The organism is Haloferax litoreum, assembly GCF_009674605.1.
Lineage (GTDB): Archaea > Halobacteriota > Halobacteria > Halobacteriales > Haloferacaceae > Haloferax > Haloferax litoreum.
In genome coordinates this window covers 1,531,883-1,548,227 of sequence record NZ_WKJO01000001.1, presented here as the reverse complement: position 1 = coordinate 1,548,227, position 16,345 = coordinate 1,531,883, and the positions used below count along the sequence as shown (strand labels likewise).

General features: G+C 63.6%; 16 protein-coding genes. 12 read left to right on the top strand and 4 right to left on the bottom strand.

What is annotated here, in order from left to right; translation table 11 throughout:
- Positions 1–46 precede the first annotated feature (46 nt).
- A complete protein-coding gene (locus GJR96_RS07975) occupies positions 47–715 on the top strand; it encodes an HAD family hydrolase (RefSeq protein ID WP_151163957.1) in 669 nt (222 codons plus the stop codon).
- Between the two features lie 69 nt (positions 716–784).
- On the opposite strand, the gene GJR96_RS07970 is transcribed toward GJR96_RS07975, so the two are convergent.
- From GJR96_RS07970 to GJR96_RS07960, 3 genes are all read right to left on the bottom strand, one after another.
- Complete coding sequence (locus GJR96_RS07970) at positions 785–1,531, bottom strand: response regulator (RefSeq protein ID WP_151162453.1); 747 nt, start codon at positions 1,529–1,531, stop codon at positions 785–787.
- Between the two features lie 89 nt (positions 1,532–1,620).
- Positions 1,621–3,504 carry a molybdopterin biosynthesis protein gene (locus tag GJR96_RS07965; protein WP_151162452.1) on the bottom strand — a complete coding sequence of 628 codons (1,884 nt, stop codon included), beginning with the start codon at positions 3,502–3,504 and terminating at the stop codon, positions 1,621–1,623.
- Positions 3,501–4,721, bottom strand: coding sequence for a molybdopterin molybdotransferase MoeA (locus GJR96_RS07960; RefSeq protein WP_151162451.1), 1,221 nt, complete (start codon positions 4,719–4,721; stop codon positions 3,501–3,503). The genes GJR96_RS07965 and GJR96_RS07960 overlap by 4 nt, the downstream gene beginning before the upstream one ends.
- Positions 4,722–4,877: 156 nt before the next feature.
- On the opposite strand from GJR96_RS07960, the gene GJR96_RS07955 reads away from it, so the two are divergent.
- The 11 genes from GJR96_RS07955 (at position 4,878) to GJR96_RS07905 (ending at position 15,521) form a co-directional block, all read left to right on the top strand.
- Complete coding sequence (locus tag GJR96_RS07955; RefSeq protein WP_151162450.1) at positions 4,878–5,285, top strand: Hsp20/alpha crystallin family protein; 408 nt, start codon at positions 4,878–4,880, stop codon at positions 5,283–5,285.
- Positions 5,286–5,294: 9 nt separating this feature from the next.
- A complete protein-coding gene (locus tag GJR96_RS07950; RefSeq protein WP_151162449.1) occupies positions 5,295–6,971 on the top strand; it encodes an ABC1 kinase family protein in 1,677 nt (558 codons plus the stop codon).
- Positions 6,972–7,028: 57 nt separating this feature from the next.
- Positions 7,029–7,457 carry a DUF5518 domain-containing protein gene (locus tag GJR96_RS07945; RefSeq protein ID WP_151162448.1) on the top strand — a complete coding sequence of 143 codons (429 nt, stop codon included), beginning with the start codon at positions 7,029–7,031 and terminating at the stop codon, positions 7,455–7,457.
- A gap of 143 nt (positions 7,458–7,600) precedes the next feature.
- Positions 7,601–7,975 (top strand): translation initiation factor IF-5A, encoded by a 375-nt coding sequence (locus GJR96_RS07940; RefSeq protein ID WP_151162447.1) that lies wholly within the window; start codon positions 7,601–7,603, stop codon positions 7,973–7,975.
- Between the two features lie 15 nt (positions 7,976–7,990).
- Entirely contained in the window at positions 7,991–8,803 is an 813-nt protein-coding gene (gene speB, locus GJR96_RS07935; RefSeq protein WP_151162446.1) for an agmatinase, read from the top strand.
- A 96-nt stretch (positions 8,804–8,899) separates the two neighbouring features.
- Complete coding sequence (locus GJR96_RS07930; protein WP_151162445.1) at positions 8,900–9,661, top strand: Nif3-like dinuclear metal center hexameric protein; 762 nt, start codon at positions 8,900–8,902, stop codon at positions 9,659–9,661.
- 92 nt (positions 9,662–9,753) lie between these two features.
- Entirely contained in the window at positions 9,754–10,821 is a 1,068-nt protein-coding gene (locus GJR96_RS07925) for a deoxyhypusine synthase (RefSeq protein WP_151162444.1), read from the top strand.
- Positions 10,822–10,901: 80 nt separating this feature from the next.
- Positions 10,902–11,591, top strand: coding sequence for a helix-turn-helix domain-containing protein (locus GJR96_RS07920; RefSeq protein WP_151162443.1), 690 nt, complete (start codon positions 10,902–10,904; stop codon positions 11,589–11,591).
- A 60-nt stretch (positions 11,592–11,651) separates the two neighbouring features.
- The gene (locus GJR96_RS07915) at positions 11,652–13,052 is read left to right on the top strand and encodes an APC family permease (RefSeq protein WP_151162442.1); all 1,401 of its coding nucleotides are present in this window, start codon (positions 11,652–11,654) and stop codon (positions 13,050–13,052) included.
- Positions 13,045–14,286, top strand: coding sequence for a M20 family metallopeptidase (locus GJR96_RS07910; protein WP_151162441.1), 1,242 nt, complete (start codon positions 13,045–13,047; stop codon positions 14,284–14,286). Before GJR96_RS07915 ends, GJR96_RS07910 begins: the two co-directional genes overlap by 8 nt.
- A 140-nt stretch (positions 14,287–14,426) precedes the next feature.
- A complete protein-coding gene (locus GJR96_RS07905) occupies positions 14,427–15,521 on the top strand; it encodes a hypothetical protein (protein ID WP_151162440.1) in 1,095 nt (364 codons plus the stop codon).
- A gap of 312 nt (positions 15,522–15,833) precedes the next feature.
- On the opposite strand, the gene GJR96_RS07900 is transcribed toward GJR96_RS07905, so the two are convergent.
- Positions 15,834–16,292, bottom strand: a complete 459-nt coding sequence (locus GJR96_RS07900) for a hypothetical protein (protein ID WP_151162439.1) — start codon at positions 16,290–16,292, stop codon at positions 15,834–15,836.
- Between the last annotated feature and the right edge of the window lie 53 nt (positions 16,293–16,345).

The window sequence follows — 16,345 nt, the reverse complement described above, 5'->3', positions numbered from 1 at the left end:
GTCGGCAGAAGACCTTTATCTCCAGATGACCTACTTGGTTGCCCGAATGGTCGCCGACAACTACGACTTCTGGCTGTTCGACCTCGATGGAACACTCGTCGATGCCGAGTGGTCGTACACGCGTGACGTGTTCGACCGGGTCGGCGACCGGTTAGGTCGCGAGTTTACCGACCGAGAGGCGGAGACAATCTGGCACGGGCTCGGTGGCGCACGCGACCCGACCCTTCGCGAGTGGGGTGTCGACCCTCAGGACTTCTGGCCTGCCTTCCACCGCGAAGAAGACCCGTCGAAGCGTGCCGAGGCGACGTACCTCCACAACGACGCCGCCCGACTGGTCGAAGACATCCACGCCACCGGCCGACCGGTCGGTATCGTCACGCACTGTCAGCAATTCCTGACCGACCCCGTGTTGGACCACCTCGACATCCGCGACTGGTTCGATACCGTCGTCTGCTGTACCGAAGAGACCGGGTGGAAACCCGACTCCGCACCGGTCAAGCGCGCCATCTCGCAACTCGGACTCGGCGGCGAACTCCTGACTGACGGCGGAACGTCCGGTGTCCTCGCCGGGGACGGCGAGAGCGACATCGGCGCGGCGTGGAACGCCGGCCTCGACGGCATCCACGTCGAACGACACGGCCCCGAACACCGTGGGCGATGTGTCCTCGGTGAGTATCGCGTCCAGACGTTCGACGAACTCCTCCGGTCGGCGTGACGGCTCGAAACCCGGTGAGACCGAGAATCTCCGAACTCGTCGAACGGCAGTAGAAGAGAAATCGTATATTCAGTAGAGCGTCTCGTCGGGCGCCTGCCGAACGAAGATGTCGCCCGAACTCGTGATGGCGAGTTGGTAGTCGCCGTACGGGAACCGAACCTCGATACCGGGTCGTTCTTCGTCTTCGAGGACCGGCCGGAGTAACGCTTCGAGTGCGTCGGCGTCGATAGATTCGTAGAGTGGATGTTCGATAGCCGGAAGCCCAGCGTGCGACTCGATGGACTCGACGACGACGATACCCAGTTCTTCCTCACCAAGCCACTGACCGATGAGTTCCCAGTCCTGGTCGAGGCGAAGCGTCGCCTCGGAGGTGGCGCTCTCGTGGTCTGCGAGTGCTTCGGCTATCGCCGAGATACCACCCGTGAGTGACTTCTCAACACCGGTACCGTACACGAGTTCGTCCACGTGTCGAAGGACCGCCGCAAAGTCGTCCGGGCCGGCCTTCTGGACGTACTCGGACACCTCCGCGTTGGACGCGGTGCCGGCGACTTCAGACCACTCTTTCGCGGTGAACAGAACGATGGGAACCTCCTCGTCCTGCTGCCGAAGTGCTTCCACGAGTGGGACGCCGTCAGGGAGCACCAGCGAGTCACTCACGACGCAGTCCACTGGGTGTGACGAGAGGACCTGGAGGGCTTCAGTGGCTGTTGCTGCGGTGAGAAGAGAGACAGCGTCGAGTTGCCGAAACGTCGCCTCTGAGAGCGCGAGCATATCGGCATCGTCGTCGACGTGGAGGACCGTCCGGGAGCTACACATACCCGGTCGTACTCACTACGAGGATAAAAACATTCTACGTATCTTATAGTTCTCTGAGACGATAGTGTCTAACCGTTCGAGCGGTGTGTTTACTCGCTCTCGTACCCGCTGAGCGATTCGAACACGTCGTCACTGTCTGCGAGTAACTCGCGGAGACGGCGCACGCTCTGTTTTTCCGTTCGGTCCGGGTTGGCGACGACACGAACCGGTTGTTCGCCGAGTGTCACGAATCCGAGACCGAGTGCGTCGGCCGTCTCCCGGAGGCCGAGACCGACGTCCGCCCGCCCGGAGAGGACGGCGCGTGCGGGACTCTCGAACGCTTTCAGCCCACTGTCGAACCCGACGATTCCCTCGACGAGTTCGTGTCGTGTCTCCCCGCGTTCCTCCGCGAGGGCGGCGACGGCGGTTCCGAGTTCGGTTCGGAGTCCCGAGTTCGTATCACGATTGACGAACCGAAGGTCCGAGTCGACCAAGTCGCCGAGGCCCGCCACGTCGGCAGGGTTGTCGGCGGGGACGACGAGTCCCCACTCGCGGGTCCACGACCCGAGTTCGACGGCGTCTACGTCGCTTCGCGAGTCGCCCGCGACGACGGCAACGTCCGGGACGCCGTCACGAAGTCTCCGGAGTCCTTCTCGCGACCCGACGGCGAGATATCGCGGCGACGGAGCGTGGTCGAGCAGTCGCGACAGTGCCGGGTCGTCCTCGCCGACACCGAGCAGTTCCGGCGGTCGAACGTCGGGTGAGAAGAGTGTGACCGTGACCGTCTCACCTTCGGCGAGGTACTCCACGTCGGCGTGAACTTCGACCACGCCGTCCGCTTCGACCAGACTCGTCGTCGCACCGGACCCTTTGTCCACCGGGTAGACCAGCGTCTCACCCGACCCGTCAGTCACCAGACCGACTGGCATGAGTCGCGTCCGACCCTCGGCGTATCGCTCGCGGACGGCCATCGAACCCTCGATGGTCGCCGTCTGTGGTTCGGGGAGGCCGGCGGCGTCGCGGATGGCCGGCGCGACGAAGGTTCGGAAGATGGTGAGCGCCGAGACTGGATACCCCGGCAGGCCGATGTAGGCGCTTCTCTCGCCAAGCGTGCCGACCAGCATCGGTTTCCCCGGCTTGACCGCGACGCCGTGGAGGAGCAGTTCACCGCGTTCTTCGACGACTTGGTAGATGACGTCGACGGCGCTCGCCGAGGTGGACCCCGAAGAGAGGACGAGGTCACACTCCGCTGCTGCCTCGTGGAGCAGTCGCTCCATCTCGTCGTAGTCGTCGCCGGCGTGTGGGTAGAGTTTGGGGACGCCACCCGCCTCTTCGACGCCAGCGGCGATGGTGTACGAGTTCACGTCGTAGATTTGGCCCGCCTCGGGACGAAGGTCCTCGCCGGGGCGGACGAGTTCGTCACCAGTCGAGACGATACCGACGACGGGAGCGCCGCGGACGGGGACTTCGTCGAGTCCGAGCGCCGAGAGGAGGCCAATCTCCCGCGGCGTGATGCGAGTGCCGGGTCCGAGGGCGCGTGCGCCCGCCGCGATGTCCGTCCCGGCGGGCATCACGCTGTCGCCCGGTGCGACGGCCTTGTAGACGACGAGGTTCCCGTCGCGTTCCTCAGTTCGTTCGACGATGACGACGGCGTTCGCACCGGGTGGCATGACCGCCCCCGTCGAAATCTCGGCGGCGGTTCCGGGTTCGACTTCCACGTCGGGTTCGGTTCCTGCGTGGACTTCCCCGACGAGTTCGAGTTCGAGAGGGTCGGCCTCGTCCGCGCCGAAGGTGTCGCGGGCGCGGACCGCATAGCCGTCCATGCTCGCACGGTCGAATCCGGGAACGTCCATCTCGGCGTCGATTCGCTCGGCGAGGATTCGGCCTCGGGCGTCCGAGAGCGCGACCATCTCCGTGTCGGGCGTCAGTTCGAGCGACGCGATGGTCTCACGGGCCGCTTCGGGGGACGCGAGGTCACGGAACTGCTTTCTCATGCGGACCACTCCCATCCCGCGACAGATACGGTTTCGCCTTCCTCGTACCCCTCTTTCTTCTCCGGGACTTCGACCCACCCGTCCGCGAGGGCGACACTGGAGAGGATACCGGACCCACTCGTTCTGGTCGGTTCGGCGGTGGGTTCGTCGCCCGACTCGTCGAGGCGGACGCGGGCGAACGTTCGGGTACCGGGCGAACTGGGAATCTTCCGGGTCAGCGTCGCTTCGACAGTCGGGAAGGGTCGCATCGGAAGCGACCCGACGGCCTTGAGCGCCGGGCGGAGGAACTGGAAGGCGTTGACGACGCAGGCGACCGGATAGCCGGGGAGCATCACGACGGGGGTGTCTTGGACCACGCCGAGGGCGACGGGATGGCCGGGTTTGAGCGCAACGCCGTGGACCAGTATCTCGCCCATCTCGGAGACGACTTCGGGGATGAGGTCACGCTCACCGACGGACGACCCGCCGGTGGTGACGATGACGTCGTGGTCGAGGTCAAATTCGACCGCTTCGCGGAGCAAGTCGGCGTCGTCGACGACGATGTCTCGATACGTCGCGTCGCCGCCCCAACGCTCGACCAGACGCGAGACGGTCAATCCGTTCGTCTCGATGACTTCGCCGGGGCCGGGGTCGGACTCGACGAGTTCCTCGCCGGTCGGGACGATGGCGACACGCGGACGCTCGAAGACGGTCACCTCCTCGATGCCGACAGAGCGGAGGAGGCCGAGGTCCGAGGGACGAAGTTCGTGTCCAACGTCGAAGAGTGCGTCACCTTCGCGAACGTCTTCGCCGCGTTCGCCGACGTTCTCCCCCTCCGCGAGGGCGTCGAACACTTCGAGTTCGTCGTCGAATCGCTCGGTGTCTTCGACCATCACCACGGCGTCAGCACCGTCCGGGAGGTCACTCCCCGTGTGGACGCGGACTGCCTCACCCGGTGCGACTGACTCGTCGGCGACCCGGAGGACGTTCGGGGACCGACCGCTGGCACCGAAGGTGTCGCTAGCGCGGACGGCGAATCCGTCCATCGCGGCGCGGTCGTAGCCCGGAACGTCCGCGGGCGCGACGGCCGGGTCTGCGAGTGCTCGACCATCGGCCTCGCCGAGCGGAAGTCGTTCGGTCCGTTCGTGCGGCGTGACCGCCGCGAGGAGTGTCTCGCGGGCGTCCGCAAGCCGAGTTCGTTCCTTGAACCCGGCCGTGCGTCGGTCGTGGTGGTTCATGGCCGTCCTTCGGTGCCGGGGGCAAAAAGCGTCGGCCTCACGGCACCGGCCGGTCTCGAACGACCCCTCGGTGCCGGCCGAAATTGCCGACTCACACGCGTATACACACGGTGAACTACCGCCGGCTTTTTCGACACCGCCTCCCTATGGTCGTTCATGTCAACATTGCGCGACGCGCTGTCCGAACTGCCGGACGCGGTGTTCGCCGACCTGTTGGAGTCCGAGACGTCGTACCTGTTGGTCCTCGACCTTCCGGGCGTGACCGCTGAGACTGCCGACCTCAAAGTCGAGAGAGGGCGGTTGCTCGTCGAGGCGCGGCGTGACAAGCAACTCCCCCCGGAGTTCGACTACGTCCGCGAAGAGCGTCCGCTGTTTCTCGACGCCGAACTCCCCCTCCCCCCGGATGCCGTCGCCGACGACGCCGAGGCGTCGATGGAACGTGGGGTTCTCGAAATCCGCCTCCCCAAACGTGAGGCCGCCCCGGAGCGGACCATCCCCATCACCTCAGGTGACGAGGAAGCCTCGTCGGCCGGTCAGAAGAATTCTGGCGACGGCGACGCCTGACGGGGCGAGGTGGTCACGCTGGTCAATTTCCGCGCCTACTGGCGGTTCCTCGTCGTCGTCTATCAGTTCTTCCCGCTCATCGTCGCGTACACCCGTGACAAGCGGAAGTACCTGTTCTTCGGCCGTGGACGCACCGTCTCCTCAGAGATGCGTGTCGAACGCGCCGAAGTCCTCTTAGAGTCACTACTTACCCTCGGACCGACGTTCATCAAACTCGGGCAACTGCTGTCGACACGCCCCGACATCCTCCCACCCGAGTACATCGACGTACTCGGCCAGTTGCAAGACAACGTCCCACCTGCACCGTGGGCCGAGTCGAAGGCGGTCATCGAAGAGGAACTCGGCCCGGTCGACGAGGCGTTCGACTCGTTCGACACCGACCCGATTAGCGGCGCGAGTCTCGGGCAGGTGTACGTCGCGGAGTACGAAGGCGAGAAAGTCGCCGTCAAGGTTCGTCGCCCCGGTATCGAAGCCCTCGTCGAGGCCGACCTGCGAGTTGTTCGTTGGTCGCTTCCCATCCTCATGCGGTTCATCGGACAGGGACGCGCCTTCTCGTTGGAGAACCTCGCCGACGAGTTCGCCAAGACCATCCGCGAGGAGATGGACTACGACGAGGAAGCGAGGACCCTCCGGCAGATTCAGGAGAACTTCGCAGACGACGACACACTCGTCATCCCCGAACCCATCGAAGAACGCTCCGACGACCGAGTGCTGACGATGGAGTACCTCCCGGGGACGAAGATAAACAACGTCGCCGCCCTCGACGAACTCGGTATCGACCGAACCGAACTGGCGACGAACTTGCAGCGAACCTACCTGCAGATGATAGTCCAAGACGGCGTCTTCCACGCCGACCCGCACCCCGGAAACCTCTCGGTGACCGACGACGGGAAGATAATCTTCTACGACTTCGGGATGCACGGCGAGGTGGACCCGTTCATCCAAGAGAAGATTGTGGAGTTCTACATCGCCGTCGCCAACCAGGACGTCGACGGTATCCTCGACACACTCATCGAGATGGGGACGCTCAGCCCCAACGTCGATAGACAGGTGATGGGCGACGTGATGGAACTCGCCATCGCCGACGCGCGCGGCGACGACATCGAACAGTACCGCGTCAACCAGATTCTCGAACAGGTCGAATCGACCATCTACGAGTTCCCCCTCCGACTGCCGCGCAACCTCGCGTTGGTCCTCCGTGTCGCGGGTGTGGTCGAAGGCGTCTGCGTCACCCTCGACCCGGACTTCGACTTCATCGCGGTGGCGACCGACTACCTCACCGAACAGGGGTACCGCGAAGAGAGCATCGAGAAAGTCGCCAAGGGTGTCGGCCAACAGGCACAGAAGACCGCCCAATCGCTGTTCCGCGTCCCACCGAAACTCGAACGCGTCCTCGACAGGGCGGACCGCGACAACCTGACGGTCAACGTCCGTCTCGAAGACAACAAAGGCGTCCTCGACAAACTGGCGAAGCGACTCATCTACGGCATCTTCCTCTCGTTCGGGTTCGTCTCGACGGTCATCGTCTACGCGTTAGACCCACAGAACCTCCTCGCCGTCGGCGCGGCGGGCGTCCCGACGGCGTTCGTCGCCGTCCTCCTGTGGCGGTCGTTCCGGAGTCGAAAAGGTATCCGGGCGACGCCACAGTTCACGAGGCAGAACCTTCGGCAGCGCCGCGAAGAGTAATCAAAGCTGAGAATCGGGCGCGTAATTTTATGCGCCCCCGTGGCGTTACCTCCGGCCATGACGGAGTGGCGTCCGGTGGTCGTGGGGGTGTGCCTCGCCGCGTGTACCGAGGCACTCGTCTTCTTCATGACGGGGCAGTTCACCCTCGTCGGCGGCGTCACCGGAAGCGCCCTCGCGGGCTATACAGTCGGCACCGACCCCGCCGACGGAGGCTGGCACGGGTTGATGACCGGTGTCGTCTGGGGGTGTGTCCTGATGCCCGTCGCGATTCTCCTCACGTTCCTCAACCGGACGCCGATTCTCTTTCCGTTCCAGTACCTCATCCCCATGTTCGAGTCACCCGGCGAACTCACGACGGCGATTATGCTGGCACTCTCGTTGCCGAACGTCGCGTCGGGAGCGCTCGGCAGTCTCGGACGGCGCGATGCGCAGGGAACGTGGTTCGACCCGTCGATGGCAGAGGTAGACGCCGTCGAGGACGCCTGACGACGAGTGCGTGAAGCGGTCGAGGTGACTCGGGAGACTGACCGACGAGAACGGCCTCTCGAGGTTCAGCGGGGCTACGTGAAAGATTCGCGTGCGAGAGCGGTTCCAAACCGTTTATACCCTCCATCCGATAACGAATGAGCATGGCGAAAGAGCAGAAGCAGGTGCGCGAGCTCCAAGAAGGCAGCTACGTCAACATGGAAGACAAGCCGTGCAAGATTTACGCCTACAGTACCGCGAAGCCCGGTAAGCACGGTAGCGCCAAGGCCCGCGTCGAGGCCCGTGGCGTCTTCGACGGCAAGAAGCGCTCGCTCTCCCAGCCCGTCGACGCGAAGGTGTGGGTCCCAATTATCGAGCGAAAGCAGGGACAGGTCGTCTCCGTCACTGGCGACGACGCCCAGATTATGGACCTCGAAACCTACCAGACGTTCACGATGCGTATCCCCGACGACGAGGACCTCAACCCCGAAGACGAAATCGAGTACCTCGAGTACGAAGGCCAGCGCAAAATCGTCTAAACGGGAGACACAGAGATGTTCCCCGGGGCAATCGCAGACCGCGAGGTCGCCGACTACGTACTGCTCGGTGCCCCACTCGACATCTCCACGTCCTTCCAACCAGGAACCCGTTTCGGACCGAATCGCATCCGCCGGTTCGCCGAGTCGTTCGACGACTACGACCGGCGGACCGACCAATTCTTCACCGAATTAGCTGTCCACGACGCGGGCGACGTCCGCGCGTGGGACGACGCTCCCGACTACATCGATTGGCTCTCCGGGAGCGTCACCGACGCCGTCTGGGACGACGCCGTTCCGGTCGTCCTCGGCGGTGAGCACACTGTCACCGCGGCGGGCGTCACGGGTATCGACCCAGACGTGTTCGTCTGTCTCGACGCCCACCTCGACCTGAGAGAAGAGTACGACGGCAACGAGTGGAGTCACGCGACGATTACGCGCCGAGTCCTCGACGAACTCGACGTGGACGAAGCGGTCATTCTCGGCGCACGAACCGGGTCCCCTGACGAGTGGGAACGCGCCGAGGCCGACGACGTGACCGTCGTCGCTCCCGAAGACGTGCCCGAGTGGGAACCAGAATTCGACGACGAGTCCGTCTACCTGAGCGTCGATATCGACGCCGCCGACCCGGCGTTCGCACCGGGAACGGGCACGAAAGAACCGTTCGGCCTCACCTCCCGCGAGATTCGAGACGTGGTCCGCGCAGTCGCACCGTATGCAGACGGATTCGACGTGGTCGAAGTGAACGACAGAGACGACGGACAGGCGGCGTCGCTCGCGGCGAAGGTGCTGCGGGAGTTCGTCTTCTCACACGCCGTCGCCCACGACTGACCACCATCGGGGCCGGCCACCGCCACATCGGATTCGACCACCACGTCTCGGTCGTCATCCCGCTTCTTACAAGTCATCGAGCCACAACTGACCTGTATGGACCTCTCCACCGTCGTCGCTCGATTCGACGAGACGCTCGCGACCGGCGAGTTCGCCGACGTAGACGCCAGCGCGAACGGCCTGCAAGTTGGACCGGACGAGATGTCAGTCGAGACGGTCGCCTTCGCCGTCGACGCCGCCGAAGCGACCATCGAGGCCGCCGTCGAGGCTGGCGCAGACCTCCTCGTCACACACCACGGACTCGTCTGGGGCGGCCTCGACCGCGTAACTGGGCGTGACTTCTCCCGCATCGAACCACTCATCCGTGAAGACGTGGCGCTCTACGTGTCGCACCTGCCACTCGACGGACACCAAGAACTGGGCAACGCCGCCGGCCTCGCGGACCATCTCGGCCTCGTGGACCGCGACCCATTCGGGTCGCTCGGACCGGTCCACATCGGGCAGGCGGGGTCGTTCGAGTCGCCGAAGACGACCGACGAGGTCCGCGACGCACTCGACGAACTGGACGGGAACGAGGAAACGCAGGTCTTCGACTTCGGTCCCGACGAGATTTCGGACGTCGCCATCGTCACCGGGTCGGGCGTCGATTGGCTAGACGAGGCTATCGAGTCCGGTGCGGACGCACTCGTCACGGGCGAAGGCAAACAGAAGGTGTACCACGAGGCGCGTGAGGCGGGCATCACCGTCTTCCTCGCCGGACACTACGCGACGGAGACGTTCGGCGTTCGCAGTCTCGCCGAGCGTGCCCGAAAGATGGGGCTGGAAGCGGTGTACATCAGTCACCCGACCGGGTTGTAGGACGGTCGTCACCCCGTCGTCTCGTCTGGCAATCCCCCGCATAGCCTCGCCGGACCGGGGCGTTCAAACGCTCGGACGTCGCACTCCCTCGCATGAGCGACCACGACGACGCCCACGATGGGGGGCACGAGGACGACGCCCACGACCACGACGGCGGGTACGAGATGCCAGAGCGCGAGGAATTCAGTCACGACCCACTCGGCCACGCTGAAGTCCACGCCGGCATGACCGTCGGCGAACTCGTCGAACAGTACGGCCACGCCGGCATCGGTGCGGCGGACGTCCACGAAGCGGCCGACATCTACGCCGAGATGCTCGCCGACGAGGACTGCACGGTTTTCATGTCGCTCGCGGGCGCGATGGTTCCGACCGGGATGCGGAAAATCGTCTCCGACCTCATCCGCGACGGCTACGTGGACGCACTGGTGACGACGGGCGCGAACCTGACGCACGACGCTATCGAGGCAATCGGCGGCAAACACCACCACGGGGCCGAACATCACGACCAGAAGACCCCGCGCGAACACGACGAGACGCTCCGCGACGAGGAAGTCGACCGCATCTACAACGTCTACCTCCCACAGGAACACTTCGCCCTGTTCGAGTCGCACCTGCGCGAAGAGGTGTTCCCGGCACTCGAAGCAGAGGGTGTCGTCAGCATCGAACGCCTCTGCCGCGAACTCGGCCGGGCCAACAGCGAGGTGAACGAAGAGAAGGGTATCGAAGAGGACGCGGGTGTCGCCGCCGCGGCCTACGAGTCCGACGTGCCCATCTACTGTCCCGCAGTGCAGGACTCCGTCCTCGGTCTGCAAGCGTGGATGTACTCGCAGACGTCGTCGTTCTCGCTGGACGCACTCTCGGACATGACGCCGCTCACGGACCTCGCGTACGACGCCGACAAAGCAGGGTGCCTCCTCGTCGGCGGCGGCGTCCCGAAGAACTTCACGCTCCAGACGATGCTCGTCACGCCCGGTGCGTACGACTACGGCGTCCAGATTACGATGGACCCCGCGGCGACCGGCGGCCTCTCCGGTGCGACGCTCGACGAGGCGCGTTCGTGGGGCAAGTTGGAGAAAGACGCCAGGAACGCGACGGTCCTCGGCGACGCGACCATCATGCTCCCGTTGCTCGTGGCGGCGGCGCGAGACCGTCTCGACTGAACTGAACGAGTCACTCCCGTCCCCAACCTGACGGTCGTGGGATACCTTTTTGGACGAATAGTACCCTTCAACGTGAAGACATGGCACAGGAGGGCGCGCGGGGAGTTCGAGTCTGTCTCGATATCTGGCATCCGGACTGTTGGACACTGGAAGTCACCGACGAGACAGACGCAGGACTCCTCGGCCACGGCGTCCACGAGATAGACGGTCTCGCGAACGGCCGGTTCACGGCCTACGCGGACACGGTGTCCGAACTCGACGAACTGGTCGAGACGATTCGGGCGTCCGACCTGACGGAGTCGGTGTGGGAGACGGACGAACACGACGGCGACACCACTGTTCCGGGCCGTGCCTCCCGCGGTATCGTCGTCCGCTACAACCTCTCGAACTCTATCAACGACGCACTCGTCTCGCGGGGGTTCATCCCCGACGAACCGGTGCGGATGCAGGGCGGCCGTGAACGGTGGACCGTCATCGTCCACGAGACGCGCCAGACCGTCCACGAACGTCTCGAAGAAGTCCGCGACGAGATGGACGCGGACGTCGACGTCGAACTCATCACCGCACCGGACAGTGGGAGTGGCATCTTCCGGATGGACACGCTCTCGGACCGCCAGCGAGAGGTGTACGAGTTGGCCCGCCGCCGCGACTACTACACGTGGCCGCGCGAAGTGAGTGCCGCGGAGTTGGCCGACGAGTTGGACATCTCGAAGGCGACGCTCCTCGAACACCTCAGAAAGGCAGAGTCGAAGCTTCTCGGCGACGATTGAGACGCGTCCCTCTCATGAGAGGCAGGGGTCTTTTACCGAACAATCGTTCCATGTCATAGCATGTCATCGATAGACGTGAACGACGGACGGAGTCTGTCCCGCGACATCGGACTGTTCGGAGCGATAAGTACCGTGGTGGCGGGAACTCTCGGCGCAGGGTTGTTCGTCACGCTCGGCACCGCAAGTTCGACGACCGGACCGAGCGTGATTCTCGTCGTCATCCTCTCTGGGTTGTTGGCGATGAGCATCGCGCTCAACTACGGGTGGATGGCGACCATCTTCCCCGCGGCGGCCGGGTCGTACGCCTACGTCTCTCGGACGTTCGAGAGTCGCCTGCCCGGGTTCGTGGTCACGTGGTCGAAGTGGTTGGGATACATGGCCGCTGACGCCGTCCTCGCCATCGGGTTCGGCAGTTACTTGCAGGTGTTCTACCCCGCCGTCGACCCCGCGTTGGCCGGATTCGGACTGTTGACGGTCCTCTTCCTCGTCAACCTCGTCGGGTCGAAGAGTTACAGCGTCTCGCAGAACGCCATCTTCGGCTTCCTCATCCTGTCGATACTCGTCCTCGTGCTTCCGGGGGCGCTCAACATCGACGCCGCGAACTATCAACCGTTCTTCACCGGCGGCTTCGACGGCTTCGTCGCCGCCGCCGTCCCGTTGTTCTACGCCTACATCGGCATCGCCGTCGCCGGCCAGATGGGCGCAGAAGTGAAGAACCCCTCGCGCAACCTGCCACTCGCCATGGCTGGCGGGACGGCTATCCTCATCCTGCTGTACGTGTTCACTGCCGCCGTCATCTATGGCGTCGTCGGCGACTATACCGTCCTCGCCAATTCGGCGCGTCCACTCTCGACGGCAGCGGAAGTGTTCCTCGGCGACGTCGGGACGACTATCGTCGCCATCGGTGGCCTGCTGGCGACTGCCTCGTCGGTTCACGCGGTCATGGCCGCCGGCATCAAGATGCCGTACTCGTGGGCGTGGGACGAAGTGTTCCCGAAGAAATTCTCGGCCGTCTCCGACCGCTTCGGGACGCCGCACTGGTCGCTCTTGACGCTCTACGTCGTCGCCTCCGGTCTCACGTTCTGGAGTACCGGTCTGAGTCAGGCCATCGCCATCGCGACGTTCAGTTACCTCATCGCCTATGCAGCGGTGTCGATAACGGTCCTCTACATCCTCTACACCGACTCGACGCTCGGCGAAGAAGCAGGATTCTCGCGTCCGGCGCTCCTCACTATCACCGGTCTGGTCGGGTCGCTCGGTGCCGTCGGCCTCCTGACCGAGGCGTACAAAGGGTCGCTGTCGGTGTACGTCCCGTGGGTCGCCCTCGGCCTCGTCATCTTCGGCGCGTACTGGTACCGCGGCCAGCAGAACGACCACGACGTGGAGGCCATCCTCGGCACGCTTCCGGGCGTGCCATCCGACGAGTACAACCCCTCTGTTCGGAGTGTGAGCGATGACTGAGGAACTCGACACTTCTGGGGAGGATGGTCGCGTATCGGGCGACGCCCCACGCGTCGACCCGGACGAAACCATCGACCTCCTGCAAGACCTCGTGCAGATTCCGAGTCCGTACTTCGAGGAAGACGAGATAGCCGAGTTCGTCTACGAGTGGCTAGACGCCCGCGGACACGACCCGGAGTACCACCACGTGAGCGAACCAGACATCACCGAGTACGAAGGCGACAACGTCGTCGCCCGGTTGGAAGGGTCTGACCCGGACGCGCCGACACTCCTGCTCAACGCCCACATGGACACGGTCCTCCTCGTCGAAGACTGGGAGGAAGACCCCACGTCGGGTCGCATCGAAGACGGCAAACTGTACGGACAGGGTGCGTGCGACATGAAAGGCGGCCTCGCGGCCGTCATGATGGCGTTCGACGCACTCGCGGAGTACGACCTCGCCGGCGACGTGCTTCTCACGGCCGTCGTGGACGAAGAAGGACCGTACGGCCTCGGGACCGACCGCCTCATCAGAGACGGCATCGTCGACGACTGCGACGCGGCAATCGTCACCGAACCCGGTCCAATTCTCGCGCAAGAGGACATCGAGAATCCGGCGCTCTTACTCGGCGCTCGTGGGCGGTACTTCTACGACATCGAAGTCCGCGGAAAGGCCGCTCACGGGTCGAAACCCCACACCGGTATCAACGCCGTCGTCGAGGCCGGGAAACTCGCCGCAGCACTGGACGACCTCGAAGTCGGGTCCCATCCGAAACTCGGCGACGGGTCGGTCTGCCCGCTGAAGATAGAAGGCGGGAGTCAGACGCTCTCGGTGCCGGAGCGGGCACGCCTCATGGTCGACCGCCACGTGGTCGTCGGCGAGACGCTCGAAGACGCCCGCGCCGACGCAGAACGCGTCGTCGACGAACTCGGCCTAGAGAGCGACGTAGACGTTGGCTTCCGCGAGGCCCCCGAAGACGACATCCTCTACGGTCCGTACGTCACGGACGAGGACCACCCACTCGTCACGGCCCTCACCGACTCGACCCGCGCCGTCTCGGGGACCGACCCGGACTACGGCTACTTCTCCAGCGTGGGCGACTTCAACTACCTCGGTGACAGGGCAGGCCTCCCGACAGTCATCGTCGGCCCGGACGGCGAGAACATCCACGGGGCCGGCGAGTTCGTCTACACCGACGAAGTGGTGGAAGTCGCGGACATCGTCGCCGACGCCGCCGTTCGACTGCTCGACTGAGAACCTCGCTGTCGCTTCGTGCCGTCTGCTCTTCTGCTGTCGATTCGTACCCACTATCTTCCCGCTCGTTGGTCGCTGTTCTCACCGCCGAGAACTGGGAGAAAACAGCTAACAATGCCGAAGTGACAACCTCGAACCGAATGAGAGACCGGTCGCTCGGGGCAGTCATCGCAGACCGTTCCGACGTCGAACTCGCCGCCATCTTCGAGCGCATTTGGGAGTCCCGCGGGTACGAGACGCACGTCACCTTTCATGGTACGGACGTTCACGTCGAAGCAGAGGGAGAGACGACCGAAGGCGCACACAGAGCGGTCCGCATCTGGATTTCGACGACGAAGCGCGTCACCGCAGACAAGACCAGCGCGTTCGTTCGGAACTGCGACCACGCCGGAGAGGAACCCTACGTGGCGGCCATCGGTCGTGGCCGACTCGAAGACGACGCACACCGACCCGGACTGGTCGAACTCGATGCCCCCACTATCGCCGTCGAAGTCCGCGAGGCGGGTATCGAGTCGTTCGTCCGTGACATGGCCGCTTCGACCGACCGACCGCAGACGAACTGGTTGGGCGACCCAATCGAAGATGGCGACGAGTCCGGTGAGGAAGAAGCGTCGAACGCCGATACATCCGACGAAGACGACGACGCTATCTCCCGGCGAGAAGCCCTGAAGAAGGCGAGTCAGTACGTCGTTGGCGGCTTCGTCACGTACCTCGTCGTCGAACGCATCTCCGACCTCGTCCAACAGTCGCCGGCAGTCCGTGCGGCAATCGCACGTCGCGTCGCGTGGGTCGACTCCCGACTTCCTGATATCGAACTGCCGTCTGTCGAGTGGTCGCTCCCGGAACCACAACCACTCTACGAAGACGGTCCGCAGTCCAACACCACGACGACGGCGAGCACTCTCGACGACGCGTCGGTGATTCCGTACGGAGACCTCCGGACGGACCCAGACTCGTACACTGGCACGTCTGTGACCTACGCAGGCCGCGTCTCCGAGACGCTCGAGCGCAAGGGCACACGCCTCGCCACCGTCACCGTCGAAAACGACGCCGGGAAACCACGTGGTGACGTCGTCATCCGGTGGCCCACGGGACAGTTCTTCGACAACGACGTCAGTTTCCGACTGCTCGAAGGCGAGCGCGTTCGGTTCTGGGGCGTCGTCGCCGGCGAAGGCTCAATTTCTGGTGGCGTGACCTACCCACGAATCGACGTGTCGGTACTGGAGGAGGCGTGAGTCAGGTGTCGGTTCGAGACCGATGGTGATTACTCGGATGCAGGGCGATTTTCAGGTGGCCGATGACGACGGCACCGTTCCGAACCGAACTAGGCACTCGGTGATGCGGAGCCCTATGAGTGCCGAGGCCGAACTCTTACCGACTCTTCATTTCTCTCGCTCATCGCAGAACAATAGAATGCAGACATCAACGCTCAACGTGAATGCCGAGGTCTGCATCTCCTATAGGATTTGGAGGTGCACATTCTTCCTAAGAATGCCGCATAGAGCTTTTAATAATATCTCGATATAATTTTCCAGACCTACCGTAATCTAGGATACCCAATTAGAAATATTATCCCAGTCAGCAGCCATCAACAGCAGAAAAGCACCTACAGGTCCAAGCGACAAAACCAGGCTTCCAATCCAGAAACGGAAATCAGTATATTGAACGATTTGGGTATAACTAATCACCATCGCGGGGAAGACGAACAAGATGTACCCGGCATAGGGTAGGTACTGTTCTCCGATTCGTTCAATGAATATCCGTCGTGATGCAGCAGCTTCACGACTAGCAGCCGCATTCTCCTTCTCCTTTCCAGCCCGTTCCCGTTCCGCCGTTGCACGCTCATACTCCGCCAACGCGTTGGCCGCCTCCTTTACCCGGTTAACTTCCTCGTCAGAAAGATCAAACAAGCGGTCATCAGAAAGCTGTAACGCTGATTCGGCTGGTTCAGACCCTAACTCCAAAGGAGGCGATTTTTCTCTACTGTCATCGTTTGGGAGAGTCATTGAGTGCCCAACTGAACTGAAACCCAGAGATCACTATTTATGCGTTTTTCTGT

What these genes read in the sequence shown, in the direction of transcription:
- GJR96_RS07975 (WP_151163957.1), top strand. Translation starts at nt 47, where the DNA reads ATGGTCGCCGACAACTACGACTTCTGGCTGTTCGACCTCGATGGAACA.
- GJR96_RS07970 (WP_151162453.1), bottom strand. Translation starts at nt 1,531, where the DNA reads ATGTGTAGCTCCCGGACGGTCCTCCACGTCGACGACGATGCCGATATG.
- GJR96_RS07965 (WP_151162452.1), bottom strand. Translation starts at nt 3,504, where the DNA reads ATGAGAAAGCAGTTCCGTGACCTCGCGTCCCCCGAAGCGGCCCGTGAG.
- GJR96_RS07960 (WP_151162451.1), bottom strand. Translation starts at nt 4,721, where the DNA reads ATGAACCACCACGACCGACGCACGGCCGGGTTCAAGGAACGAACTCGG.
- GJR96_RS07955 (WP_151162450.1), top strand. Translation starts at nt 4,878, where the DNA reads ATGTCAACATTGCGCGACGCGCTGTCCGAACTGCCGGACGCGGTGTTC.
- GJR96_RS07945 (WP_151162448.1), top strand. Translation starts at nt 7,029, where the DNA reads ATGACGGAGTGGCGTCCGGTGGTCGTGGGGGTGTGCCTCGCCGCGTGT.
- GJR96_RS07940 (WP_151162447.1), top strand. Translation starts at nt 7,601, where the DNA reads ATGGCGAAAGAGCAGAAGCAGGTGCGCGAGCTCCAAGAAGGCAGCTAC.
- speB (WP_151162446.1), top strand. Translation starts at nt 7,991, where the DNA reads ATGTTCCCCGGGGCAATCGCAGACCGCGAGGTCGCCGACTACGTACTG.
- GJR96_RS07930 (WP_151162445.1), top strand. Translation starts at nt 8,900, where the DNA reads ATGGACCTCTCCACCGTCGTCGCTCGATTCGACGAGACGCTCGCGACC.
- GJR96_RS07925 (WP_151162444.1), top strand. Translation starts at nt 9,754, where the DNA reads ATGAGCGACCACGACGACGCCCACGATGGGGGGCACGAGGACGACGCC.
- GJR96_RS07920 (WP_151162443.1), top strand. Translation starts at nt 10,902, where the DNA reads ATGGCACAGGAGGGCGCGCGGGGAGTTCGAGTCTGTCTCGATATCTGG.
- GJR96_RS07915 (WP_151162442.1), top strand. Translation starts at nt 11,652, where the DNA reads ATGTCATCGATAGACGTGAACGACGGACGGAGTCTGTCCCGCGACATC.
- GJR96_RS07910 (WP_151162441.1), top strand. Translation starts at nt 13,045, where the DNA reads ATGACTGAGGAACTCGACACTTCTGGGGAGGATGGTCGCGTATCGGGC.
- GJR96_RS07905 (WP_151162440.1), top strand. Translation starts at nt 14,427, where the DNA reads ATGAGAGACCGGTCGCTCGGGGCAGTCATCGCAGACCGTTCCGACGTC.
- GJR96_RS07900 (WP_151162439.1), bottom strand. Translation starts at nt 16,292, where the DNA reads ATGACTCTCCCAAACGATGACAGTAGAGAAAAATCGCCTCCTTTGGAG.